This window comes from Burkholderia sp. CCA53 (assembly GCF_001685525.1).
GTDB lineage: Bacteria > Pseudomonadota > Gammaproteobacteria > Burkholderiales > Burkholderiaceae > Burkholderia > Burkholderia multivorans.
Window position 1 is genome coordinate 574,534 of the sequence record NZ_BDDJ01000001.1, and the last position, 20,704, is coordinate 595,237.

The following is a 20,704-nucleotide window of genomic DNA, read 5'->3' on the forward strand; positions in this document are numbered from 1 at the left end:
GCCCGCGTGAGGTTGAAAATCGTCAGCTTACGCCGTGAAGAAGATCCACGACGTCAGCAGGAACACCGGCGCGAGTATCGCGACCGCCCAGCCGAGATACGCGAAAAAGCTCGGCATCTTCACGCCGCGCGACTCCGCGATCGCCTTCACCATGAAGTTCGGCGCATTGCCGATGTAGCTGTTCGCGCCCATGAACACCGCTCCGGCGGAAATCGCCGCGAGCGTCGTCGCGCCGGTCGTCATCAGCGCCTGGGCGTCGCCGCCCGCCAGGTTGAAGAACACGAGATAGGTGGGCGCGTTGTCGAGGAACGACGACAGCAGGCCGGTCGCCCAGAAATACATCGCGTCGATCGGCTTGCCGTCCGGTGCGGTGACGAGATGGACGATCGGCGCGAACGCACCGTCGGCGCCCGCGCGCAGAATCACGATCACCGGCGCAATCGTCACGAAGATGCCCGCGAACAGCTTCGCGACTTCCTCGATCGGAGCCCAGTTGAACGCGTTGCCTTCGCGCGCGGAACGCGGCGTCAGCGCGAGCGACGCGAGCGTCACGCCGATCAGCGCGACGTCGCGCACGAGGTTCTGCAGCGCGACGTGCGTGCCCCATACGTCGAACGCGATCCCCGGTTTCCAGATCCCGCTCATCAGCACGAGGCCGACCACGGCCGCCAGCAGCACGAAGTTGATCTTGCCGTCGATCGACAGCGCGCCGCCGTCGGGCGTCGGATCGAGCGCGGCCGGCCGCTCCTCGCCGCCTTTCCGGTAGAAGTACGTATCGAGCGCGAAGAACAGCGCGAGCAGCACGACGCAGATGAACAGCATCGGCAGCGCCAGATGCACCGTCGTCCAGAAGAAGCCGACGCCGTTCAGGAAGCCGAGGAACAGCGGCGGATCGCCGAGCGGCGACAGCGAACCGCCCGCATTCGCGACGAGGAAGATGAAGAAGATCACGACGTGCACGACGTGCTTGCGGTTGTCGTTGGCGCGCAGCAGCGGCCGGATCAGCAGCATCGCGGCGCCGGTCGTGCCCATCACGCTCGCGAGCAGCGTGCCCAGCGCGAGGATCGCGGTATTGAGCTTCGGCGTGCCGTGCAGATTGCCGTTCACGCAGATGCCGCCGGCGACCGTGTAAAGCGCGGTCAACAGCACGATGAACGGCACGTATTCCTCGAGCAGCGCATGCACGAGCGTGCCGAACGCGGTGCCCGCACCGAACGCGAACGCGAACGGCACGAGGAACACAACCGCCCACGCGGCGGCGATCTTGCCGAAATGGTGATGCCAGAACGCCGGTGCAACGAGCGGGAACAACGCGATGGACAGCAGGATCCCGGCGAACGGGATGCCCCAGAGTGCGGACAGCGTGGCGCCGTCGAGTGTCGCGGCCGAAGCGAACGCGGGCGCCGCGCCGAGCGCAGCCCCCGACGCCATGCCCGCCCACGCGGCATGTCGTTTCATGCGGAGTCTTCCTTGTGGTTGTTCGGTGCCGGCGAACGCGTCACGCGCCGCGTACGACGATCGCATGGACGCGATACGGACCGTGTGCGCCGAGCACGATGGTTTGTTCGATGTCGCCGGTGCGCGACGGACCCGACACGAAGTTGACCGCGCGCGGCAATTCGCCGCGCTCGGCGCGAATCAGCGCGAAGGCGTCTTCATGGCCGGCGACGATCCGCGATGCAGGGACGATCGCGATATGCGTTTCCGGCAGCAACCCCGCGGAGGCGTAGGTGTCGGGGCCGGACAGCAGCACGAGCGAGCCCGTTTCGGCCGTCGCGCAAAAGCAGCCGGTCAACCCGACGAGATCGCCGTCGACCGGCTTGCGGCATTCGACCGACAGCCCGGCCGCCGCCCAGTCGAGATCGGCCAGCGTGCGCCAGGCAATGGCGCGCATCGGCAGTTGCTGCGCGGACAGATAACGCGCGACGGCCGCCGGCACGTCGGCGAGCGAGCCGACTTCGTCGACGGTCGTCGCCATCGCGACCGCTTCCTGCATGAAGGCCGCGACGAGATCGTCGGGCACCGGCGGACGCGGCCCTTGCGGATGACGCGCGAGGTAGTCGGCGACGCCCTCGCGTTCCGCCGCATCCGGCTCGGCCGCGCGGCCCTGCGCCGCACGGATGCGCGCGAGGATGTGGCGACGGGCAGCGGAAGTGTCCATGAAGCGTCCTCGTGACGTTGGCGTTCGATACCGGCCGGATTATACCGGCCGCCTCTTCGCGCACGCACCTTCGGCCGTGCGGCGGGCGCTCACGACGCCGCGTCCTCGTCGGCCGGCTGCGCGATGCCGAACACCTGGCGCAGATACGCAAGATAGGCCTTGTCGTCGCACATGCTCTTGCCCGGCGAATCGGACAGCTTCGCGACCGGCTGCCCGTTGCAACGGACCATCTTGATCACGATCTGCAGCGGCACGTAGCCGAGATCGTTGGTCAGGTTCGTGCCGACGCCGAACGCGAGCTTGCAGCGGCCGCGGAATCGCTCGTACAGCTGCATCACCTTCGGGATGTCGAGCGCGTCCGAGAACACGAGCACCTTCGTGCGCGGGTCGCAGCGGTTCGCGTCGTAATGACGGATCATCCGCTCGCCCCACTCGAACGGGTCGCCCGAATCGTGACGCGCACCGTCGAACAGCTTGCAGAAGTACATGTCGAAGTCGTTCAGGAACGCGTCCATCCCGTAGACGTCCGACAGCGCGATCCCGAGGTCGCCGCGATATTCCTTCGCCCACATCTCGAAGCCGTAGGTCTGCGAGTCGCGCAGCCGCGGGCCGAGCGCCTGGCACGCCTGCAGGTATTCGTGCGCCATCGTGCCGAGCGGCGTGAGCCCGTGCTTCATCGCGTAGTAGACGTTGCTCGTGCCCGCGAACTGCGCGCCGAGCCCGTCGCGCAGCGTGAGCGCGACCTCCTCGTGCCAGACCTTCGAGAAGCGCCGGCGCGTGCCGTAGTCGGCGATCTTGCAATCGGCGAATTCGGGCTTCGCGCCGAGCAGCTTGATCTTCTCGCGCAGCCGCTCGCGGCCCTCGCGATAGTCGGGCTCGCGCTGCGTGTTGCGGAAATAGACTTCGTTGACGATCGCGAGCACCGGAATCTCGAACAGGATCGTGTGCAGCCACGGCCCCTTGATCTCGATGTCGATCTCGCCGTTGCCCTTCGGCGACGGCGTGATCGAAATGTATTTCTCGTTCAGATGGAACAGCGCGAGGAAGTCGACGAAATCGCTCTTGATGAAGCGCATCCGCCGCAGATAGTCGAGTTCGACGTCCGTGAAGCGCAGCGCACACAGCCCGCGCACCTCGTCGCGAATCTCGTCGATGTACGGCACGAGGTCGACGCCGGGCGTGCGGCACTTGAAGCGGTATTCGACGCTTGCGGCCGGGAAGTGATGCAGGACGACCTGCATCATCGTGAATTTGTAGAGATCCGTGTCGAGCAGCGAAGTGATGATCATGATGACGGCACCGCCAGTATCGTGACCAGTGCCGGCGCACCGCGCGCCGCCCGGTCTGCCGGCCATGTTACCCGAATGCGTGCCGGACCATCGCGAAACCGCCGGCGCGCGCCGCGCCCCATAAACTAATCACGAAACGGTATAAGCGGGAAAGCCGAGCACGCGATGCGGGTTTTGCGCATCAGTTACAATGCCGCTTTTGGCGTCAACGCCACCCCATATATACCGACACCGCCAAGCAGGAGCGTTTTAATGACTCACGTTGTGACCGAAGGCTGCATCAAGTGCAAATACACGGATTGCGTGGATGTGTGCCCGGTGGATTGCTTCCGTGAAGGTCCCAACTTTCTCGCCATCGATCCGGACGAGTGCATCGACTGCGCCGTGTGCGTCGCCGAGTGCCCGACCAATGCGATCTATGCCGAAGAAGACGTTCCGGGCGACCAGCAACAGTTCACCGCGCTGAACGCGGAACTCGCGAAGGTCTGGCCGTCGATCACGAAGACGAAGCCGGCACCGGCCGACGCGGACGAGTGGAAGGACGTGCAGGACAAGCTGCACCTGCTCGAGCGCTGATCGAACGGCGGCTGCAAAAAAATTTTAGTACGCAGCCGCTCGAAACTGTTGACAGCCTAGCCAACACTCCATACAATCTCGTTTCTCTGCTGTTTGTTCCCCGATAGCTCAGTCGGTAGAGCGCCGGACTGTTAATCCGTAGGTCCCTGGTTCGAGCCCAGGTCGGGGAGCCAAAAACGCCAAAGGCCCGTTGCAACAAGCGGGTTTTTCGATGGCGACGCAAACGCAGATAACCGATTTATTCCCCGATAGCTCAGTCGGTAGAGCGCCGGACTGTTAATCCGTAGGTCCCTGGTTCGAGCCCAGGTCGGGGAGCCAGACAGCGAAAGGCCCGTCATTCGACGGGCCTTTTGTTTTTCCTCCCCGCCATCGCATCCGCAGCGCATGCTAGAGTTTCTGTCCCGCATTCGCCTCCGGTTCAGTCGATGAAGCCCCGTCTCCTTTCCGTCGTGTCCGCTACCCTGCTCGCCTGCTGCGCCGCCGCGCCGTTCGCGCATGCGGAGGAAGTCGGCAGCGTGAACACCCATTTCCGCGTGACGGGCTCCGACCGCGTGGTCGTCGAAGCGTACGACGATCCGGGCGTCGCCGGTGTCACGTGCTACGTGTCGCGCGCCCGCACGGGCGGCATCAAGGGCTCGCTCGGCATCGCCGAGGATCCGAGCGAAGCGTCGATCGCCTGCCGGCAGGTCGGCCCGATCAGCTTCAAGGAACCGCTGAAGCAGCAGACCGACGTGTTCAGCGAGCGCATGTCGTTCATCTTCAAGACGCTGCATGTCGTGCGCGTCGTCGACAAGAAGCGCAATACGCTCGTGTATCTGACCTACAGCGATCGCATCGTCAGCGGCAGCCCGAAGAATGCGGTCACCGCGGTGCCGGTGCCGCCGGGCACGACGATTCCGCTCAAGTAAGCGCATCGCGCGCGCTCGATCCGCCGCCGAATCGAACGCTGCGCGCGAGCACGACCATGGCCGATCGCCGCCTTCGAGACTCCGCCCGCTACTGGCGTACGCCGCTGCTGCCGGACGCCGATCTCGTCACCGCAACCTATCGCGACCATGCGTTCGCGCCGCACTGGCACGACGCCTACACGATCCCCGTCATCCTCGAAGGCGCGGAGCGCTTCACCTATCGCGGCAGCGGCTACGTCGCGGAAGCGGGCACCATCCCCGTCATCAATCCCGGCGAAGTGCATACGGGCTCGCGCGGCGCGGACGAAGGGTGGCGCTATCGCGTGAGCTACGTGCCGGTCGACTTCATCCGCTCGCTCGCCGATGCGATCGTCGGTCGCCCGCAGAACGCGCCGTGGTTCCCGCCCGACGTGATCCGCGATGCCGATCTCGCCGCGCGCCTCGCGCGCGCGCACCGGATGATGGAAGCCGGCAGCACGGCAACCGCGCGTGCGCGCGACGCGTGGGCCGGCTACAGCGAGGACAGCGACGTACGGCCGCCCCACGCCGCGCGCGCCTACGATCCGCTCGCCGCGGAAACGGCGATGCTCGACGCGCTGTCGACGCTGATCGTGCGGCACGCGGACACGCGGCCGCGCCCCGCCCCGCTCGCCGCCGACGAACCGCGCGTCGAGGTGATGCGCGAGCGGCTCGCGGCCGATTTGACCGCCACCGTCACGCTCGACGAGGTCGCACAGGCGGCGGGGCTGTCGCCGTTTCACGCGGCGCGCCTGTTCACGCGCGCGACCGGGATGCCGCCGCATGCGTGGCGCAACCAGCTGCGGCTGCAGCGCGCCCTCGCGCCGCTGCGCGCGGGCGTGCCGGTCGCCGACGTCGCGGCCGCCAGCGGTTTCGTCGACCAGAGCCACTTCACGCGGCATTTCAAGCGGATGTTCGGCGTGCCGCCGGGACGCTGGCAGGCGCGGTAGACGCGCGGCCGGCCGGATCGCCTCTCTACGCTTGCATGGGTCGGCAGCCGCGGGCACGACCGTTGCGCGCCCGCGCGAGCGCAGCGGCGCAAGAACGTACAAGCCGGCCGCGCGCACGACCGCTATTCTCGCCGACATGGAGACACCGCCCGCATCCCCGACACCGCGCCCGGCCGCACGCCGGCCGCTCAACGAATGGCTCGACGGCGCGCGCGACACGATCCCGATGATGATCGGCGCCGCGCCGTTCGGCGTGATCTTCGGCACGCTGGTCAGCGGCGGCCCGCTCGCCGCCTGGCATGGCGCGCTGATGTCGCTCGCCGTCTTCGCCGGCTCCGCGCAGTTCATCGCGCTCGGCCTGATCGCCGGCAGCGCGAGCTTCGTCGTCGTGCTCGCGACGACGTTCATCGTGAACCTGCGCCATCTGCTCTATAGCGCGACGCTCGCGCCGTACGTCGCGCATCTGCCGCTGCGCTGGCGCGCGACGCTCGGCGCGCTGATGACCGACGAAGTGTTCGCCGTCGCGTACGCGCACTACCGGCATTTCCCGCCCGGCACGATCGGCCCCCACTACTTCTTCGGTTCCGGGCTCGCGATGTACCTGAACTGGCAGATATGGACGCTCGCCGGCATCGGCTTCGGCGCCGCGTTCCCGGGCCTGCAGTCGCTCGGCCTCGACTTCGCGATGGCGGCGACCTTCATCGCGATCGTCGTCCCGCAGCTCGGCACGCTGCGCTATCTCGCGGCGGCCGCAACGGCCGGCACGCTCGCGTATTTCTGGCAAGGATGGCCGTACAAGCTCGGGCTGCTCGGCGCTGTCGCGGTCGGCGTCGCGATCGGCGTGCTGCTGACGCTGCGGCACGAGCGCGCGCAGGCCGGCACGCGCTCGGAGGCCGCATCGTGAGCTACGCGCTGCTGATCCTCGGGATGGCCGTCATTACCTACGCGATCCGCACGACGCTGTTCCTGTTCGGCGAACGGCTGACCTTCCCGCCGCTCGTGCGCACGGCGCTCGCCTTCGTCCCCGTCACCGTGCTGACCGCGATCATCGTGCCGATGACGGTGTCGCCGCACGGCGGTGCGGCCGAACTGACGTGGCGCAACCCGCAGCTCGTCGGGGCGCTGGCCGCGGTGCTCGTATCGGCGACCACGCGCCGCCCGCTCGTGACGATCGCGGTCGGCCTGGCCGTGTTCTTCGTCTGGCAAGGCGTCGTGCTGCCGCACTGGGCGGGTGCCTAGCGGCCGCGCGCCGGCCCGCGCGATCGCGCAGTCGACGCCGCGCGCTCAAGTTTGCGCCGCACGTGTCGATATAGCGGGTGAAGACCCGCCATCGGCCTCCGCACGAACCGGCCCGTCGACGCAGCGCCGGCAGCGGCAGCCGCGTCGGCCGCCGCGCGCGTGGGCCGCCATCGAGACGATTCATGGGCCAGATCACCCTTTCCCTGAAGGACGACACCGTCGCGTCGCTGCGCAAGGACTACGATGCGTTCCTGCGCGTATCGCTGAAACTCGACCCGCATTTCGCGACACCGTCGTTCGAGGACTTCCTGCGCGCAAAGCTGCTCGACAACATGACGCCGCTCACCGAGCACGCGGTGCAGCGCATGCTCGAAGGCGGCCAGTACGCCTGGGCAAAGCGCACGCTCGACAAGGAATTTCCGGATGTCGTCGCGATCCTGATGCGGCAGGCCGGCGAATACGGTTTCGGGTTCGCATCGCGCGCCGAATGGACGCCGGACGAACTCGCGAAGGCCTGCCGCGACTGGGCGAAGGCGATCGTCGCGGAAGCGCAGGCCGACGCGTCGATGGTCGACCCGCTCGCCGCGCAGATCAAGGGCGCGGTGCACGACATCCGCACGCTCGAGGAGATGATGCAGACGCCCGCCTGGCGGCTCGCGGAATCGCTGCGCCAGCGGATCTACGAAGCGAAGCTCGCGTGCGAGATGAGCGTCGGCAGCGCCGCGCGCGACAAGCTCGGCGAACTGCGCGGGCTGTTGCGGCTCGGCCTCTCGCACGGTTCGTTCCAGAAGCAGGAAGCGCAGCAGATCATGGAATACCTGCGGCTGCTGAAACCGGAAATCTTCGTCGACGAGCCGTACGACATCTTCGCGCGGCTCGCCGCGTGGCTGCGCAGCGTGTTCACGCCGGCCGCCGCGCGGCCCGCGCCAGGGCCGGACCACGGCCAGCGCCGGCCCTGAGTTCGCGCCTCACCAACGAAACGGGCGGCCCGGTCCGCCTCAGCGCGAACCGGGCCGCCCGGTGACCGCCGTCATGGCGCGCCGTCAGGGACGAGCGCCGCGCGGCGAGCCGCGATCGCCGGCTTACTGCGAGCCGGCGCCCGCCGACGCACCGCCCTGAACGCCGGCGCCTTCGGTTGCCGCGTCGCCGACCTTCGAGTTCGTCGAGCCTGCGCGATGCTTGGCCGACTTCGCGGTGTGCTTCATATGCTTCTTCGTCGAATGAACGGCCGACCCGGTCGTGTCGTTCGCGCCGTTCGCCGCTGCGCCGACCGAATCCGTCGCACCGCCGACCGCGTTACCCGACCCGCTCATGCCGGCGCCACCCTGCGTACCTGCCGCAGCGCCCGTGCCTGTGCCTGTACCTGCGCCCGTCCCCACGCCTGCGCCTGCACCCGCACCCATTCCGGCGCCCGGCGCCTGCGTCTGCGCGCCAGCGCCGGCCGTGCCCTGCGCAGCCGTACCCGTCTGGGCGAAGGCGGCCGAAGTGGCAAACGCCGTCAGCGCGGCACCGATCAGCATCGTACGAATCTTGGACATGACAATCCTCCTCAAGAGTTGTGGGCGCGAACCGCGTCGGTGCGATCCGTCGCGTCGCCCGCTGCGAAAACATGCAGCAGGTAACGCGAGAGACACGCGGCCGATGCAGCCGGTTCTGCAATCTCTCAGACTGTTACCCACGGTTTCATTTGCTGACGAATCGCTCACACTCGCTCACATCCGGCCCGCTCGCGCGCCGGCGCGCGGTGCCGTATGATGCGGGGCGATTCCTCCCGCGCATCGCGCGCACTCTCGTCATGCCCAATCTGGATTTCACGCTGACCGGCGACTACGTCGAGCTGCACAACCTTCTGAAGATCACCGGCCTCGCCGACAGCGGCGGCACCGCGAAGACGATCGTCGCGTCCGGCGCGGTGAAAGTCGACGGCGCGGTCGAGCTGCGCAAGACCTGCAAGATTCGGGCTGGCCAGGTCGTGCTGTTCGGCGATACGCGCATCGCCGTGCACGGCGGCGCGTAGCGTTCCCCCTGTCCGCGACATGGCCATCGCCGCGCGCGTTCGACACCGTGCGAATAAAGCCGTAAGCTAGCCGTCTCTCAAAATAAATACAGGCAGCGCGGGCCCGCACTCGCGCGAGCGCCCTCTCCATGTCGCATTCCGGTCTTACGCGGACGGCCGCCGCGCCGCCGTCCCTGTCCCGTCACGCCGCCGATACCGCGCGCCTCGCCGCGCCGCTCGCGATCGCACAGCTCTCTCAGATGGCGATGAGCGTCACCGACACGGTGCTGCTCGGCTCGCTCGGCCCCGATTCGCTCGCGGCCGGCGGCCTTGGGGCGAACTTCTTCTTCGTGATCGTCACCGTGCTGCAGGGTGTGCTGTCGTCGGTCAGCGTCAGCGTCGCGCATGCGCGCGGCGCGCAGGCCGACGATCGCGTGCCGCACATCTACTGGACCGGCTTCGTGCTGTCGGTGCTGCTCGCGATTCCGGCGATCGTCGCGCTGTCGCTCGCCGAACCGATCCTGCTGATGTTCCACGAACCGCCGACGCTCGCCCATCACGTCGGCCAGTACACGGGCATCCTGCGCTTCGCGGCGCTCGGCAGCCTGATCGGCGTCGGCCTCATGCGCGCGTTCCTGCCGGCGATCGGCGCGGCACGCCGCTTGCTGTGGGTGTCGATCGGCGGCGTCGGCGTGAATGCGGTGCTGAACTACGGGCTGATTCACGGCGCGTTCGGGCTGCCGCGGCTCGGCTTTCTCGGTTCGGCCGTCGCGACGACGATCACGATCTGGCTGACCGCGCTCGCGCTGATCTGGCTGCTGCACGGGCGCCAGCGCTTTCGCCATTTCGTGACGGCCGCGCGCCCGAAGCTGCCGGTGATGGGCGAGCTGATCGGGATCGGCTGGCCCGTCGCGATCACCTACGGAGTCGAATCGACGCTGTTCCTCGCGACCGGGCTGACGGTCGGCGTGCTCGGCGCGACCTCGCTCGCCGCGCACCAGATCGCGCTGAACGTCGCATCGGTGTCGTTCATGGTGCCGCTCGCGATCGGCCAGGCGGCGAACGTGCGCGTCGGCTACTGGGTCGGCGCCGGCGAACCGGTCGCCGCACGCCATGCGGGCTTCGTCGCGCTCGGGCTCGGCATCGCGTTCATGTCGCTGTCCGGCCTCGTGATGATCGTCGCGCCGCACACGATCGTCGGGCTCTACCTGCATCTCGACGATCCGGCGAACGCCGGCACGGTCGCGCTCGCCGCGTCGCTGCTCGGCATCGCCGCGGTATTCCAGATCGTCGACGGGATGCAGACCGTCGCGTCGGGCGCGTTGCGCGGGCTCAAGGACACGCGCATCCCGATGCTCGCGGCGACCTTCGGCTACTGGGGAATCGGCTTTCCGACCGGCTACTGGCTCGCGTTCCATGCCGGACTCGGCGCGCGCGGCCTGTGGTGGGGGCTCGCGGCCGGCCTCGCGAGCGTCGCCGCGCTGATGGCGTGGCGCTTCCATCTGAAGAGCGCGTCGTTGGCGAGCGCCGCGCGCTGAGCGCGACACGACGCGAAATCGCGGCCGGCGCTATGCTTGTCGCCTGAACACCCACACGCCTCACGATACGCCCTCGCCGCGCGCCGCGCGGCCTTCCCCTTTTCTCGAGGAGTGCATCATGAACGAAGCAGTCCGGATGGAACGCGACACGTTCGGCGAGATCGCCGTCCCGGCCGACCGGCTCTGGGGCGCGCAAACCGAGCGCTCGCTGCAGAATTTCCGGATCTCGACGGAAAAACAGTCGCCCGAGCTGATCCATGCGCTGGCGATCGTCAAGCGCGCGGCTGCGGGCGTGAACCAGTCGCTCGGCGTGCTCGCCGACGACAAAGCGCAGGCGATCATCGCCGCGGCCGACGAGATCATCGCCGGCAAGCATGCGCGCGAATTCCCGCTCGCGGTCTGGCAGACGGGCTCCGGCACGCAGACCAACATGAACCTGAACGAAGTGATCGCGAACCGCGCGAGCGAGCTGATGGGCGGCGAGCGCGGCGAAGCGCGCAAGGTTCATCCGAACGACGACGTGAACCGCGGCCAGTCGTCGAACGACGTGTTCCCGACCGCGATGCACGTCGCGGCCGCGTACGCGATCGTCAATCATCTGCTGCCCGCGCTGCGCACGCTGCGCGCGACGCTCGACGCGAAGTCGAAGGCGTTCGCCGACATCGTGAAGATCGGCCGCACGCACCTGCAGGACGCGACGCCGCTCACGCTCGGCCAGGAGTTCTCAGGCTACGTTGCGCAGCTCGACCAGGGCATCCGGCATGTCGAATCGGCGCTGCCGCATCTTTACGAGCTCGCGCTCGGCGGCACCGCGGTCGGCACCGGGCTGAACGCGCATCCGGAATTCGCGGCGCGCGTGGCCGGCGAGATCGGCCGCCTGACGAAGCTGCCGTTCGTCACGGCGCCGAACAAGTTCGAGGTGATGGCGGCCGCCGACGCGCTGGTGTTCGCGCACGGCGCGCTGAAGACCGTCGCGGCGGGCCTGATGAAGATCGCGAACGACGTGCGCTGGCTCGCGAGCGGCCCGCGCTGCGGGCTCGGCGAGTTGTCGATCCCCGAAAACGAGCCCGGCAGCTCGATCATGCCGGGCAAGGTCAATCCGACGCAGTCGGAAGCCGTCACGATGCTGTGCTGCCAGGTGTTCGGCAACGACGTCGCGGTGAACGTCGGCGGCGCAAGCGGCAATTTCGAGCTGAACGTGTTCCGGCCGATGATCGCGCACAACGTGCTGCAGTCGGTCCGGCTGCTCGCGGACGGCGCGCAGAGCTTCAACGATCACTGCGCGGTAGGCATCGAGCCGAACCGCGCGCGCATCGATTTGCTGCTGAACGAATCGCTGATGCTCGTGACCGCGCTCAATCCGCATATCGGCTACGACAAGGCCGCGCAGATCGCGAAAAAGGCGCACAAGGAAGGCACGACGCTGAAGGCCGCCGCGCTGGCGCTCGGTTATCTGACCGAGGCGGAATTCGACGAGTGGGTCAGGCCGGAGCAGATGGTCGGCACACGCTGAGCGTCGGCCCGCGCGGCGCAATGCAAACGGGGGCGCACGCGCCCCCGCGTCGTCACACTTCGCCCTTCGCGACTTCTTCCGGCTTCATCTCGACGATCTTGTCGAGTGCCGCGCGCACGTCCATCGCGTATTTCGCGAGCCGCTTCTGCTCGTCGGTTTCCGGCACGAACGTCGGCACCGGCAGCGGATTGCCGTTCTCGTCGACGGCCACGAACACGACGAGACAATCGGTCGTCTGACGCAGTACGCCGCCCTTCGGATCGCCGGCATGCACGGACACGTGAATGTGCATGCTGGTGCGCCCGGTCGCGACGACGCGCGCCTTCAGCTCGACGAGGTTGCCGACGAGGATCGGACGCTGGAAGCGGATGTTGCCGACGCTGACCGTCACGCAGTAGCGGCTCGACCAGACCGCCGCGCATGCATACGCGACCTCGTCGATCCATTTCATCAGCGCGCCGCCGTGCACCTTGCCGCCGAAGTTCACGGACGACGGTTCGGCGAGGAAGCGGAATACGGTTTCGTTGCGGTCGAGGGGAGCCGGAACGGGGGACGAATGGGACATCGTTTAACTCCAGGCAACAGCGGCGCTGTAACGGCGCGATTATACGTTGCACTGCGACAACGCGCCGCGCAACGGAGCCCTCAATAGCGGACCGTCACGCCCTGATCGATCGTCCCGTACATTTCGAGGCTGCCGCCTCGCTCGGCGGCGCCGCCCTGCGCGCACGCGGCGCACACGAGCACGGCCGCCAGCAGACAGAAAAACGTCTTCATCGTTGCATCGTGTCGGATCGCGGCGGCCCGCTGCCGCCGCGTTCGCCCATTCTACGCGCGGCGCGGCTGCCGCTGCGGGTCGCGCGTCGCGCGGTCGACGGCTGTCGGCGGCTGTGCCAGCGCGTCGGGCCGCGCCGACATTTCAGCCGGGCCCGAAACATCGAATGCCGGCAGCGCCTACACTGCGAATCATTCCCAGACGCGAGACGACGATGAGCGACCACGACGATCACCACTTTCCGGGCCTGAACCGCATCGGCGCGCTACTGGCCGACCCGGGCCGCGCGGCGATGCTGTGGGCGCTGATGGACGGCAGCGCGCGCCCGGCCGGGGAGCTGACGATGATCGCGGGGCTGTCGCCGTCCGCGGCGAGTGCGCATCTCGCGCGGCTGACCGAAGGCGGGCTGCTCGCCCTCGAGGTGCGCGGCCGGCACCGCTACTTCCGGCTGGCGTCGGCCGACATCGCCGCATCGCTCGAAGCGCTCGCGAACGTCGCGCGCGCGGCCGCGCCGCACCGGCCGGTGCCGCCGCCGTCGCGCACGGTGCCGGCCGAGCTGCGCTACGCGCGCACCTGCTACGACCACATGGCGGGCGAACTCGCAGTGCGCATCTTCGACAGTCTGAACGCGCGCGGCTGGCTGCACGCAAACGGCGATGCCATCGAGACGACCGAACTCGGCGCGCAGGCGCTCGCGCGCTGGGGCATCGACGTCGCGCAGCAGCGTGCGCGGCGGCGCCGCTTCGCGTGCGAGTGCCTGGACTGGAGCGAGCGCCGCGCGCATCTGGGCGGCGCGCTCGGCGCCGCGATGCTCGACAGCTTCTGCGCGCACGGCTGGGTCGAGCGCACGTCGCGCCCGCGCGTGCTGCGCGTGACGGTGCCCGGACAGCAGGCGCTCGACGCCTGGCTGACGACCGGCTGACGCACACATTGCGCGCGCACGACAGCGAGGCGCGATGGACAGGTTTTGTTACATCGCCGCCGATCGGACTTACAAAACGCAGCGCACTGAAACAGGTCGAGCGGATATCGTGAATCGAGCGGCACGAATCGACGTGCCGACATCACGACCATCGCTCACCATGGCTTTTCTGTTCGCGCGCAAGCGCACCACGCGCGTCACGCTGTTCGCCGTCGCGGCGCTCGCCGCGGTGCCGCCCGTTTTCGCGCAGACGGCCGCACCCGCACCGTATGCGGCGGCTGCGCAGCCGTCCGCCGGCGACCCGCCCGGTCGCGTCGCGCGGCTGAACTACCTGTCCGGCGCGGTGACGACCGAGCCGGCCGGCACCGACGCATGGTCGTATGCCGCGGTGAACCGGCCGCTCACGACCGGCGATCAGCTGTGGAACGACGCCGGCGCCCGCTCGGAACTGCACATCGGCTCGACCGCGGTGCGGCTCGGCGCCTCGACGAGCCTGTCGGTGCTGAACCTCGACGATTCGACGACGCAGCTGAAAGTCGGCCTCGGCACGCTCTCGACGCACGTGCGCGCGCTACCGGCCGGCACGTCGTACGAAATCGATACGCCGAACCTCGCGCTCGGCATTACGGCGCCGGGCGATTATCGCGTCGACGTCGCGCCCGATGGCGCAAGCACGACGGTCACCGTGCGCAGCGGCAGCGCGACGGTCTACGGCAGCAACGGCCAATATCCGCTCTCCGCCGGGCAACAGGCCGTGTTTACCGGCACCGACCTGCAGATCGCGCAGCAGTCGGCCGCGCCGCCGCCCGACGCGCTCGACCGGTGGGCCGCGGGACGCGACGCGGCCGAGGACCGGTCGGTGTCGGCCCGCTACGTGTCGCGCGACATCCCCGGCTATCAGGACCTCGACGCGAACGGCACGTGGCGCGACACGCCGGCGTACGGCCCCGTCTGGGTGCCGAACGACACGCCGGCCGACTGGGCGCCGTATCACGACGGCCACTGGATCTGGCAGGCGCCCTGGGGCTGGACCTGGGTCGACGACGCGCCATGGGGCTTCGCGCCCTATCACTACGGTCGCTGGGCCTACGTCGACGATCGCTGGGCCTGGGTGCCGGGGCCGACGGCCGTCAGCGCGCCGCCCGCCTATGCGCCGGCGCTCGTCGCGTTCGTCGGCGGCGGCGACGGGCCCGACTGGAGCGTCGCGCTGACGGTCGGCGGCGTCGCCGCGGCCGGCTGCGCGTGGTTCGCGCTCGGACCGGGCGAGCCGTGGCATCCGGCCTGGGGCGGATGGAGTCCGCACTACTACGAACGCGTGAACCGGAACATCGTCGTGAACCGGATTACCGTGAACAACACCGTGAACGTGACGAACGTGCACAACACGTACGTGAATTTCGGCGCGCCGCATGCGATCGCGGCCGTGCCCGCGACCGCGTTCGTGCACGGCCAGCCGGTCGCGCGCTTTGCGCAGCACGTCGATCCGCGGCAATGGCGCAATGCGCACGTGGTGCCGGGCACGCCGGGCATTGCGCCGGTGCGGCAAAGCTTCACGGGCGGCCTGCGTACCGCGAGCTATCGGCCGCCCGCCGCGATCGGCCAGCATCCGTTCGTCGCCACGCGCAATCCGGCCGTACCGGCCGCGTATCGCGATCAGGCGGCCGCGCATCTGGTGCGCAAGGGCGAACACGTGCCGGGCGCCGGCACGCCGATCGCGAAGACGAGCGTGCCGCCCGATTACGCGGCGCGGCCCGTGCGCGTGCCGGGCGCCGCGCACACGGGCGCATGGGTGATGCGCAACGTGCAGCTCGTGAATCCGCACGGTCCGATCGTGCATCCGGCGCCGCGCAACGCGACGGCAGCGCCGGGCGCCGCGGCGCCGATGCCGGCTCAGGCGGGACGACCCGGTGCGCCGGGCGCCGTTGCATTCGTGGGACCGCATGGGCCGAACGGCGCGAGACCGGCGGTCGACGGACATGCCATGCCGCCTGCCGCGAACGGCGACGCCGCGCACGCGCCCGGCAGCGCGCAGGCGCGCGCAGCGTTCGCCGGCGCGGGAGCAGTCCCGCATCCGCCCGCGACAGCGGCGGGCGTGGCCGATGCCGCGCATGGCGGACAGCCCGCCGCTGCCCGGCCGGAGCCTGCGTGGATGCAGCCGCATACGCCGCTCGCGCGTCAGCGCCCGACTCCGGCGCCGGCCGCTACGGCTGCGCTGCCGGGCGCGGGCGAGCACGCGGCGCCGCCTTTACACGGCGTCGCACAGCCGCCTCAGGCGCAGCATGCGCCCGACGCCCGACAGGCTCCGGAGCAATCGAACGCGCGGCGCGAAGCCCCGCGCACGTCCGCGCAACCGCCGCTTCAAACGGCGCAGATCCCGCAACCGCGCCCCGACTTCCGCGAACCGGCCCGTCACGCTCAACCCCAGCCGCAGCCGGAACGCGCGGTGCCGGCCCCGCGACCGCAGCGCGAATTCGCGCAACCGGCGCCGCGCCACGACGCCGCCCCGCCGCGCGCGAACGAATTCCGGCCGCCCGCGGTGGCGCGCGAAATGCCGCGCCCGCAGCCGCCGGCACCGCGCATGGAATCGCATCCGTCGATGCCTGCACCGCATGTCGAACAGCGCGCGCCGATGCCCGCACCGCATATCGAGCCGCGTCCGCAGCCGGCGCCGCACGCGGAGGCGCCGCATCCCGCCAACCCACCGCACGGCGACGAACGGCGCCGACACTGAGCGGCGCGCCCGCCCAAACGACGAAGGCCCGACCGGCATACACCGGTCGGGCCTTCGTCGTTGCCGAGCGGAACGGCCGAGCCGGCCGCCGGGCCGTCAGACCGCCATCGGCGCGGTCAGCGGCTCATGGTGTCGGTAACCGACCAGCGAGAAATCCGACGGCTCGACGCGTTCGAGCCATTCCGGCTCGTAGACGCCGGTTTTCGCGTATTCCGGCACGCGATCGGCGATCACGAGCCGCGGGCTTTCGTACGGCTCGCGCTTGAGCTGCTGCTGCAGCATGTCGAGCTGGTTCTCGTAGATATGCGCATCGCCGATGAAGTACGTGAACCAGCGCGGCGTATAGCCCGTCAACCGGCCGACGAGCGACAGCAGCGCTGCGCCTTCGGTCAGGTTGAACGGCGTGCCGAGCCCAACGTCGTTGCTGCGGATATACAGGCACAGCGAGATTTCGCGCTTCGCGACGTTGGGCAGGAACTGGTACAGCAGATGGCAGGCGGGCAGCGCGATCTGGTCGAGGACGGCCGGATTCCACGCATGAAACAGAATGCGTCGATCGGCGGGATTCTCCATGATCGTGTCGAGACACTGACGCAGCTGATCGATCGCCTTGTACAGCAGCACCTTCTGCGCGCCATCCTCGTCGAAGCGCGTGACGATCCGGAAACCTCGGCGCTGCGCGTCGGCGAGCTGCGCGTCCGCGTGCGCGTCGAGCACCTTGTAGCCCGGCCACTGGCGCCACTGCACGCCGTACACGTCGCCCAGATCGTCGACGCCCTGCCGGTACGGATTCGCGAGCCATTGCGCGTTCTCGTTCGCGTTGGCGTCCCAGACCTTGCAGCCGAGCGCGCGGAAATCGGCCGCGCTGCGCGATGCGCGCAGAAAGCCGATCAGTTCGCCGATCGCGGACTTGAACGCAAGTTTCTTCGTCGTGACGGCCGGGAAGCCCTGCTGCAGGTCGAACCGCAACATCGCGCCCGGCATGCTGATGGTGCGGATGCCCGTGCGGTTCTCCTGCCAGGTGCCGGTGTCGAGGATGGTGCGAACGAGGTCGAGATACTGTTTCATGCGGGTTCCTTCGGCCGCGAGGGCGGCCGTACCCGCAGATTTTAGCAAGCGTGGCGAGGAAGCTCCGGCGGCGGCGAAAACGGCGCGAGCGTGTCGCCGCGGTCGCGCATCCCATGTGCACACATCAGCCGATACAGCGTCACGCGCGACACGCCCAGTTCGCGCGCGGCGTCCGCGAAACGGCCGCGATGCCGCAGCAGCGCCTGCTCGATCGCCTGCCGCTCGGCCGCTTCGCGCGCCTCGACGAGCGACACCGGCGCGAGCGCCGCATAGTCGTTCAGCTCGAGATCGGCCGCGGTGATCGTCCGACCTTCCGACATCACGATCGCGCGCCGCACGCGATTGATCAGCTCGCGCACGTTGCCGGGCCACGCATAGCCGTACAGCGCGGCGACCGCATCGGGCGAGAACCCGCGCAGACGGCGATGCGCGTCGCCCTTGAAACGCTCGAGCATGTGGCGCGCAAGCACCTCGATATCGCGGCCCCGCGCCCGCAGCGGCGGTTCCTCGATCTTCAGCACGCAGAGACGATGAAACAGATCCTCGCGGAACCGGCCTTCGCGCAGCGCTGCCTCCATGTCGACGTGCGTCGCGCAGATTACGCGCACGTCGACCGGCACCGACGCATGCGCGCCGAGTCGTTCGATCTTCCCTTCCTGCAGGAAGCGCAGCAGGCTCGCCTGGCTCTCGAGCGGCAGATCGCCGATCTCGTCGAGAAACAGCGTGCCGCCGTTCGCGGCTTCGACACGTCCGATCTTGCGCTGATTCGCGCCCGTGAATGCGCCGCGCTCGTAGCCGAACAGCTCGGCCTGCAGCAGCGTCGCCGGAATCGCGCCGCAATTGATCGCGACGAACGGCGCGTGCGCACGCGCCGAGCGCTCATGAATCGCGACGGCCGTGAGCTCCTTGCCGGTACCCGATTCGCCGGAAATGAAAACGGGCGCGTCGGTCATCGCGACGCGCCGGATCGTCTTGAACAACGCGAGCATCGCGTCGCACGTGCCGACCATCTCGCCTTCGCCGCGCCCGCCGGACGCGACCGGATCGCTCAGCGCAATCATGCCGTGCGCATGCCCGACCGTTTCCACGATGCGCGCTGTCTCGTACGGCATCGTCACATAGTCGAAACAGTAATCGCGGATCACATGCCGCAGCATCGGGTCCTGCAACTGGCCGCGACACGTTGCCGCGATCCAGCCGACGTGCTGGATGCTCAGGCACGACTCCAGCTCGCGCAGCTCCGCGGGCTTGAAGCCCGGCGAGAAATCGAGGAATCCCGCGGTGGCGACGCCCTGCTGCACGACGCGCCGTACGTCGCGTACGGTCTCCGCGAGATCGACGCGCCAGCCGCAGTCGTCGAAATGGCCGCGCAATGCGTCGTCCGGCTCGCGCGAATAATAGATCACATGCCGCTGCTCGGCTCCCATATGCTCACCCCGTTCGTCCACCGTGTAACGATTGCCGCGCACGCACGTCACGTGCGAAAAATTCGAATCGGGCCCGGCCCGATGCGCGGCAACAGCAGGCCTCGCATAATGGCGCTTGTCTGGCGTCCAGATTGTTGTTGTCGGATGGTCTCCGTGACAGCCGTCGAACGGCATGAAGCCGTGTCGGCGCATGTGTCGATCCGGCCGACTGCTCAGGATTTCGATCGATCAATCATCTGCACATAGCGCGGGCGCAGCGAAGCGTTCGACATCGACACACGCGCCGATTGTCGTCCCGGATGCGCAGCGATTGAATCCGCAGTATTCCGGAGCCCTGTCGTTTCACGACTGAAACATTTTTTGCGCTTCTTCCCGCGTCGTTCGCGACACGCGTACGCGCATGCCCGTAGCGACAACGCTCTCGCCGCGATGGCATGCATTTCGCTGAATAGCGAATAACAGGGAGAGCGGCCATGCAAAAACGCCTTTTACATTCTTTCATTCCGCTCGCGATTGCCGCCGCGTATGCGTTCGCACCCGCGCACGCGGACGAAAGCGCGCGCGCCGCACACGACACCTGGCTACGCGACGCGGCGCCCGGCATGCGGACGCACGAAGGCGCGGGGATCATCGCGGTGTCGGCGCCGCGGCCGGTGCCGGCCGGCAAGATGTCGGTGACGCTTTGGGATGAAATCGGGCCGCCCGCGCCGTTGCCGACGCCGCTGCCCGCGCCGCAGCCGTCCGATGTCCAGCACGCGATGCACGAAGGCGCGGAAACCAACGTGCATCAATGAAACGTCCGCGCCGATCGCACGACAGTCGATCAGGATCGCGTATCGATCGTCTGTACGGTATCGGCAACACGATCGATCGACATCGCCACCTCGTGCGATGCAACGGTTTCGAGCCCGTCCCCCGGCGGGCATTTTTTTGTCTGCACGCAGGCGCAGCGCGCCGCGAGGAGGCGCGCCCGTTCCGGTAGAATCGGCGCCATTCCGGTTCTTCCTCTCTCCGACCTTCATGACGACGTTGACCTTGATCGTCGCGCGCGCCCGCAACGGCATCATCGGCCGCGACAACCAGCTGCCCTGGAAACTTCCTGAAGACCTCGCGTTCTTCAAGCGCACGACGATGGGCGCGCCGATCGTGATGGGACGCAAGACGCACGAGTCGATCGGCCGTCCGCTGCCGGGCCGCCGCAACATCGTCGTCACGCGCGACGCGTCGCGCCGCTTCGACGGCTGCGACACCGTCACGTCGCTTGCCGATGCGCTCGCGCTCGCCGCGCGCGACGGTGCCGCGGAAGCATTCCTGATCGGCGGCGCGCAACTGTATGCGGAAGGCCTCGCCCAGGCGGATAAGCTGATCGTCACCGAGATCGATGCCGACTTCGAAGGCGACGCATCGTTTCCGGCGCCCGATCCCGCACAGTGGCAGGAAGTGTCGCGCGATGCGCATCAGGCTGCCGCGCCGAACACGTTCGGTTACGCATTCGTCGTCTACGCACGCAAGCGCGGCTGATACGTACCGCTCCATAAAAAAACCGACCGGCTCGCGCCGATCGGTTTTTTTTCGTCCAAGCGCGCCGCCGAC

General features: G+C 68.5%; 22 protein-coding genes and 2 tRNA genes. 15 read left to right on the forward strand and 9 right to left on the reverse strand.

Annotation, left to right across the window (positions count from 1 at the left end):
- Nucleotides 1-27: 27 nt before the first annotated feature.
- From BCR55_RS02630 to pncB, 3 genes are all read right to left on the reverse strand, one after another.
- A complete protein-coding gene (locus tag BCR55_RS02630; RefSeq protein ID WP_006411659.1) occupies nt 28-1,458 on the reverse strand; it encodes a sodium:proton antiporter in 1,431 nt (476 codons plus the stop codon).
- A gap of 40 nt (nt 1,459-1,498) precedes the next feature.
- Entirely contained in the window at nt 1,499-2,161 is a 663-nt protein-coding gene (locus tag BCR55_RS02635; protein ID WP_006411655.1) for a lactate utilization protein C, read from the reverse strand.
- An 89-nt stretch (nt 2,162-2,250) separates the two neighbouring features.
- Nucleotides 2,251-3,450 carry a nicotinate phosphoribosyltransferase gene (gene pncB / locus BCR55_RS02640; RefSeq protein WP_006401294.1) on the reverse strand — a complete coding sequence of 400 codons (1,200 nt, stop codon included), beginning with the start codon at nt 3,448-3,450 and terminating at the stop codon, nt 2,251-2,253.
- 252 nt (nt 3,451-3,702) lie between these two features.
- Between pncB and fdxA the strand changes: the two genes are divergently transcribed.
- The 8 genes from fdxA (at nt 3,703) to BCR55_RS02680 (ending at nt 8,100) form a co-directional block, all read left to right on the forward strand.
- Complete coding sequence (gene fdxA / locus BCR55_RS02645) at nt 3,703-4,026, forward strand: ferredoxin FdxA (protein ID WP_012213808.1); 324 nt, start codon at nt 3,703-3,705, stop codon at nt 4,024-4,026.
- Nucleotides 4,027-4,123: 97 nt separating this feature from the next.
- Nucleotides 4,124-4,199: transfer RNA gene (locus tag BCR55_RS02650), tRNA-Asn, on the forward strand.
- A gap of 69 nt (nt 4,200-4,268) precedes the next feature.
- A tRNA-Asn gene (locus BCR55_RS02655) sits at nt 4,269-4,344 on the forward strand.
- 107 nt (nt 4,345-4,451) lie between these two features.
- Complete coding sequence (locus tag BCR55_RS02660; RefSeq protein ID WP_006408127.1) at nt 4,452-4,934, forward strand: CreA family protein; 483 nt, start codon at nt 4,452-4,454, stop codon at nt 4,932-4,934.
- A gap of 56 nt (nt 4,935-4,990) precedes the next feature.
- Entirely contained in the window at nt 4,991-5,902 is a 912-nt protein-coding gene (locus tag BCR55_RS02665; protein ID WP_059940816.1) for an AraC family transcriptional regulator, read from the forward strand.
- Between the two features lie 136 nt (nt 5,903-6,038).
- Nucleotides 6,039-6,806 (forward strand): AzlC family ABC transporter permease, encoded by a 768-nt coding sequence (locus BCR55_RS02670; RefSeq protein WP_035489357.1) that lies wholly within the window; start codon nt 6,039-6,041, stop codon nt 6,804-6,806.
- Entirely contained in the window at nt 6,803-7,141 is a 339-nt protein-coding gene (locus BCR55_RS02675) for an AzlD domain-containing protein (RefSeq protein WP_006403031.1), read from the forward strand. The genes BCR55_RS02670 and BCR55_RS02675 overlap by 4 nt, the downstream gene beginning before the upstream one ends.
- A 182-nt stretch (nt 7,142-7,323) precedes the next feature.
- Entirely contained in the window at nt 7,324-8,100 is a 777-nt protein-coding gene (locus BCR55_RS02680) for a DUF4088 family protein (RefSeq protein ID WP_065494144.1), read from the forward strand.
- 123 nt (nt 8,101-8,223) lie between these two features.
- On the opposite strand, the gene BCR55_RS02685 is transcribed toward BCR55_RS02680, so the two are convergent.
- Nucleotides 8,224-8,679 (reverse strand): hypothetical protein, encoded by a 456-nt coding sequence (locus BCR55_RS02685; protein ID WP_006400675.1) that lies wholly within the window; start codon nt 8,677-8,679, stop codon nt 8,224-8,226.
- A 257-nt stretch (nt 8,680-8,936) separates the two neighbouring features.
- Between BCR55_RS02685 and BCR55_RS02690 the strand changes: the two genes are divergently transcribed.
- The 3 genes from BCR55_RS02690 (at nt 8,937) to fumC (ending at nt 12,188) form a co-directional block, all read left to right on the forward strand.
- Complete coding sequence (locus BCR55_RS02690) at nt 8,937-9,158, forward strand: RNA-binding S4 domain-containing protein (protein WP_006400677.1); 222 nt, start codon at nt 8,937-8,939, stop codon at nt 9,156-9,158.
- 128 nt (nt 9,159-9,286) lie between these two features.
- Nucleotides 9,287-10,675, forward strand: coding sequence for a multidrug efflux MATE transporter NorM (norM, locus tag BCR55_RS02695; protein WP_006400678.1), 1,389 nt, complete (start codon nt 9,287-9,289; stop codon nt 10,673-10,675).
- Nucleotides 10,676-10,793: 118 nt separating this feature from the next.
- Complete coding sequence (gene fumC / locus BCR55_RS02700; protein WP_065494145.1) at nt 10,794-12,188, forward strand: class II fumarate hydratase; 1,395 nt, start codon at nt 10,794-10,796, stop codon at nt 12,186-12,188.
- 52 nt (nt 12,189-12,240) lie between these two features.
- Here the strand turns inward: fumC and BCR55_RS02705 are convergent, their stop codons facing one another.
- Both BCR55_RS02705 and BCR55_RS33760 read right to left on the reverse strand, forming a co-directional pair.
- Nucleotides 12,241-12,753 carry an acyl-CoA thioesterase gene (locus BCR55_RS02705; protein ID WP_006400680.1) on the reverse strand — a complete coding sequence of 171 codons (513 nt, stop codon included), beginning with the start codon at nt 12,751-12,753 and terminating at the stop codon, nt 12,241-12,243.
- 80 nt (nt 12,754-12,833) lie between these two features.
- Entirely contained in the window at nt 12,834-12,965 is a 132-nt protein-coding gene (locus BCR55_RS33760) for a hypothetical protein (RefSeq protein ID WP_006400681.1), read from the reverse strand.
- A gap of 212 nt (nt 12,966-13,177) precedes the next feature.
- On the opposite strand from BCR55_RS33760, the gene BCR55_RS02710 reads away from it, so the two are divergent.
- Entirely contained in the window at nt 13,178-13,885 is a 708-nt protein-coding gene (locus BCR55_RS02710) for a helix-turn-helix transcriptional regulator (protein WP_006400682.1), read from the forward strand.
- Nucleotides 13,886-14,045: 160 nt separating this feature from the next.
- A complete protein-coding gene (locus tag BCR55_RS02715) occupies nt 14,046-16,616 on the forward strand; it encodes a DUF6600 domain-containing protein (RefSeq protein ID WP_065494146.1) in 2,571 nt (856 codons plus the stop codon).
- A gap of 96 nt (nt 16,617-16,712) precedes the next feature.
- Here the strand turns inward: BCR55_RS02715 and BCR55_RS02720 are convergent, their stop codons facing one another.
- Nucleotides 16,713-17,684 carry a thymidylate synthase gene (locus tag BCR55_RS02720; RefSeq protein ID WP_006400684.1) on the reverse strand — a complete coding sequence of 324 codons (972 nt, stop codon included), beginning with the start codon at nt 17,682-17,684 and terminating at the stop codon, nt 16,713-16,715.
- Nucleotides 17,685-17,725: 41 nt separating this feature from the next.
- Entirely contained in the window at nt 17,726-19,111 is a 1,386-nt protein-coding gene (locus tag BCR55_RS02725; protein WP_065494147.1) for a sigma-54 dependent transcriptional regulator, read from the reverse strand.
- Between the two features lie 473 nt (nt 19,112-19,584).
- Between BCR55_RS02725 and BCR55_RS02730 the strand changes: the two genes are divergently transcribed.
- Nucleotides 19,585-19,905, forward strand: coding sequence for a hypothetical protein (locus BCR55_RS02730; RefSeq protein WP_065494148.1), 321 nt, complete (start codon nt 19,585-19,587; stop codon nt 19,903-19,905).
- A 29-nt stretch (nt 19,906-19,934) separates the two neighbouring features.
- Here BCR55_RS02730 and BCR55_RS32950 read toward each other — a convergent pair whose 3' ends face one another.
- Nucleotides 19,935-20,105 carry a hypothetical protein gene (locus BCR55_RS32950; RefSeq protein WP_006400687.1) on the reverse strand — a complete coding sequence of 57 codons (171 nt, stop codon included), beginning with the start codon at nt 20,103-20,105 and terminating at the stop codon, nt 19,935-19,937.
- Nucleotides 20,106-20,131: 26 nt separating this feature from the next.
- Here BCR55_RS32950 and BCR55_RS02735 point away from each other — a divergent pair, with 26 nt between their 5' ends.
- Complete coding sequence (locus tag BCR55_RS02735; RefSeq protein WP_006400688.1) at nt 20,132-20,632, forward strand: dihydrofolate reductase; 501 nt, start codon at nt 20,132-20,134, stop codon at nt 20,630-20,632.
- The last annotated feature ends 72 nt before the right edge of the window (nt 20,633-20,704 follow it).

What these genes read in the sequence shown, in the direction of transcription:
- BCR55_RS33760 (WP_006400681.1), bottom strand. Translation starts at nt 12,965, where the DNA reads ATGAAGACGTTTTTCTGTCTGCTGGCGGCCGTGCTCGTGTGCGCCGCG.
- norM (WP_006400678.1), top strand. Translation starts at nt 9,287, where the DNA reads ATGTCGCATTCCGGTCTTACGCGGACGGCCGCCGCGCCGCCGTCCCTG.
- BCR55_RS02705 (WP_006400680.1), bottom strand. Translation starts at nt 12,753, where the DNA reads ATGTCCCATTCGTCCCCCGTTCCGGCTCCCCTCGACCGCAACGAAACC.
- BCR55_RS32950 (WP_006400687.1), bottom strand. Translation starts at nt 20,105, where the DNA reads ATGGCGCCGATTCTACCGGAACGGGCGCGCCTCCTCGCGGCGCGCTGC.
- pncB (WP_006401294.1), bottom strand. Translation starts at nt 3,450, where the DNA reads ATGATCATCACTTCGCTGCTCGACACGGATCTCTACAAATTCACGATG.
- BCR55_RS02720 (WP_006400684.1), bottom strand. Translation starts at nt 17,684, where the DNA reads ATGAAACAGTATCTCGACCTCGTTCGCACCATCCTCGACACCGGCACC.
- BCR55_RS02715 (WP_065494146.1), top strand. Translation starts at nt 14,046, where the DNA reads ATGGCTTTTCTGTTCGCGCGCAAGCGCACCACGCGCGTCACGCTGTTC.
- BCR55_RS02635 (WP_006411655.1), bottom strand. Translation starts at nt 2,161, where the DNA reads ATGGACACTTCCGCTGCCCGTCGCCACATCCTCGCGCGCATCCGTGCG.
- BCR55_RS02710 (WP_006400682.1), top strand. Translation starts at nt 13,178, where the DNA reads ATGAGCGACCACGACGATCACCACTTTCCGGGCCTGAACCGCATCGGC.
- BCR55_RS02685 (WP_006400675.1), bottom strand. Translation starts at nt 8,679, where the DNA reads ATGTCCAAGATTCGTACGATGCTGATCGGTGCCGCGCTGACGGCGTTT.
- BCR55_RS02690 (WP_006400677.1), top strand. Translation starts at nt 8,937, where the DNA reads ATGCCCAATCTGGATTTCACGCTGACCGGCGACTACGTCGAGCTGCAC.
- fumC (WP_065494145.1), top strand. Translation starts at nt 10,794, where the DNA reads ATGAACGAAGCAGTCCGGATGGAACGCGACACGTTCGGCGAGATCGCC.
- BCR55_RS02725 (WP_065494147.1), bottom strand. Translation starts at nt 19,111, where the DNA reads ATGGGAGCCGAGCAGCGGCATGTGATCTATTATTCGCGCGAGCCGGAC.
- BCR55_RS02665 (WP_059940816.1), top strand. Translation starts at nt 4,991, where the DNA reads ATGGCCGATCGCCGCCTTCGAGACTCCGCCCGCTACTGGCGTACGCCG.
- BCR55_RS02735 (WP_006400688.1), top strand. Translation starts at nt 20,132, where the DNA reads ATGACGACGTTGACCTTGATCGTCGCGCGCGCCCGCAACGGCATCATC.
- BCR55_RS02730 (WP_065494148.1), top strand. Translation starts at nt 19,585, where the DNA reads ATGCAAAAACGCCTTTTACATTCTTTCATTCCGCTCGCGATTGCCGCC.
- BCR55_RS02630 (WP_006411659.1), bottom strand. Translation starts at nt 1,458, where the DNA reads ATGAAACGACATGCCGCGTGGGCGGGCATGGCGTCGGGGGCTGCGCTC.
- BCR55_RS02660 (WP_006408127.1), top strand. Translation starts at nt 4,452, where the DNA reads ATGAAGCCCCGTCTCCTTTCCGTCGTGTCCGCTACCCTGCTCGCCTGC.
- fdxA (WP_012213808.1), top strand. Translation starts at nt 3,703, where the DNA reads ATGACTCACGTTGTGACCGAAGGCTGCATCAAGTGCAAATACACGGAT.
- BCR55_RS02670 (WP_035489357.1), top strand. Translation starts at nt 6,039, where the DNA reads ATGGAGACACCGCCCGCATCCCCGACACCGCGCCCGGCCGCACGCCGG.
- BCR55_RS02680 (WP_065494144.1), top strand. Translation starts at nt 7,324, where the DNA reads ATGGGCCAGATCACCCTTTCCCTGAAGGACGACACCGTCGCGTCGCTG.